Annotated in this window: 2 protein-coding genes; one reads left to right on the plus strand and one right to left on the minus strand. The window is 70.7% G+C overall.

What is annotated here, in order from left to right; all coding sequences use genetic code 11:
• The first annotated feature begins 401 nt into the window (after positions 1-401).
• Positions 402-752, plus strand: coding sequence for a hypothetical protein (locus tag ABTZ17_RS36710; RefSeq protein WP_352200164.1), 351 nt, complete (start codon positions 402-404; stop codon positions 750-752).
• A gap of 2 nt (positions 753-754) precedes the next feature.
• Here the strand turns inward: ABTZ17_RS36710 and ABTZ17_RS36715 are convergent, their stop codons facing one another.
• Complete coding sequence (locus ABTZ17_RS36715) at positions 755-1,309, minus strand: cysteine hydrolase family protein (protein WP_352200165.1); 555 nt, start codon at positions 1,307-1,309, stop codon at positions 755-757.
• Positions 1,310-1,827: the final 518 nt, after the last annotated feature.

A 1,827-nucleotide genomic window follows, 5' to 3' on the forward strand; every position in this document is an offset into this window, starting at 1 on the left:
GGCGAGGCCTTCGGGTGGCCTCGCCCCGCGCCCGGCAGACCGGACCGGAGGTGGCGCAGCCGTCGGACACCGGGAGTTCCCCGTCCACCCAGCCGGTGCCCCCGCTCTGGGGCCCGTCCTGTGCGGCACGTCCCGTCTGCTCGAACACACGGCCCGCCCACAGCAGCCGGGCAGCCGACGGCCCGGTGGGGCGAGAGCACCTCCTCCCGATCAGGCTTCCGGCGCGGGAACGCGGGCAGTCTGTACAGACGACCCGGTGACAGCACTTGGGCTGTCCGCCGGGCGGGATCCTTGTGACCCGGTCAACCCCCACCACCCCGGGACCGTAACCGAGGCGGGCCCGCAGCCGTTGGGCCGCCGCGCCCGACCTGCGGACGCCCTTCACCTCTCAGGGAGTGCCCGTGGAGTTCACCAGCCGCCTCCAGCTCGAAGCCGACACCCTCGTCGTGAGTGTCCACGAACCCGTCGCCACCGATCGGCGTGCCGGACTCACCCAGGACATCCACGAGCTCATCACCGAACACCGGCCCATCGCCGTGGTCGTCGTCCTCGGCCCCACGGCAAGCACCACCACAGCTGTCTCCGTGATCCTCCGCCTGGCCCGCCACTGCGACACCAACGGCATCCGCCTTGCCGTCGCCACTCCCGTCCCCGCCGTCCGGCACCTGATCAACGCCAACCAGCCCGCACTCCCCGTCCACGCCCACACCGTCGACGCCCTCGCCGCCACTCGACGACACCTCCCCCGCTGACGTCAGGTCTCAGCGTCTTCCTCGAAGGCGACCCGGTCGCTGGGGCTGATGTCGGCGGCCATGTTGCGTTCCATCATGCGCAGGGCGGCTTCGGCGAGGCCGGGGTCGATGTGGGCGACGGCGTCGTCGGCCACGGTGACGCGCAGGTGTCGGATGTGGGCGTCCAGGGCCGAGTACAGCACGCACTGTTCGGTGACCTGCCCGCACAGGACGACGCGGCTGATGTCGAGCCGGTCCAGGAGGTAGGACAGGGGCGTCTCGAAGAACGCGGAGTGGCGGGCCTTGACCACGAAGAGGGAGTCCTCGTCCGGTGCGATCGGCTCGACCAGGTCCGCGTGCCGCCCCGCCAACGCGGCATCGAGGATCTCCCCGTGGTGGGAGCGCCAGCGCCCGAAGTTGTCGTTCACGTACACCACCGGCGCCCCGGCCGCCCGCGCCCGCCCCAACAGCGTCCGGATGCCGGGCAACGCCTCGCGGACGGAACGGACCAGCACCTCGGCATCCTCGTGCTCGTAGGTGTTCAACATGTCGATCACGACCAACGCCGTCCGGGCCATCCGACCGCCTTCCCTCACACCGGCTCGGCAACGCCGACGGCGCCGCGGGCCGGGCCGCGCTCTCGTCGGGTCATCCCGTCGGCGCGCCCGGTCGCGCCCGTCGCATCGCGGCTTCGCCACCGCGGCGCTCGAGCACGAGCATGGCCCACGGGGACATGGGCATACGCAAATCATCAGAAATCATTGTCAATACCGGAAATCGGTATATCACACGTGAAGCGAAGGGGTCTTGATCATGGAGGTCACGGCAGCCGGCCGAGAAGCTCCCCTACCCACGCCGGTCCGGCCACTCGACGGACGGGTCCGCACGTGCCGTCCGGCCGTCATCCGGACGGTTCGCGCCGACGCCGACGCCGGCGAGAGCAAGGACGTCGGCGCGCCGGCGGAGGAGAACATCATCCGAGGCGAGGACTAGGTCGTGTCTTTTGGATCTTGCCGGTGAGGCCCGCGGCGTCTGGTGCCACTGCACTCGCTGCGCTCGCTCCGTCTCGGCTCTTTGATCTCTCCTTCGGAGGCCG

The organism is Streptomyces sp. NPDC097619, from assembly GCF_040302735.1.
Classification (GTDB): Bacteria; Actinomycetota; Actinomycetes; order Streptomycetales; family Streptomycetaceae; genus Streptomyces.

Bases quoted from the DNA above. Each gene is read 5' to 3' on its own strand.
- ABTZ17_RS36715 (WP_352200165.1), bottom strand. From the start codon at position 1,309: ATGGCCCGGACGGCGTTGGTCGTGATCGACATGTTGAACACCTACGAG.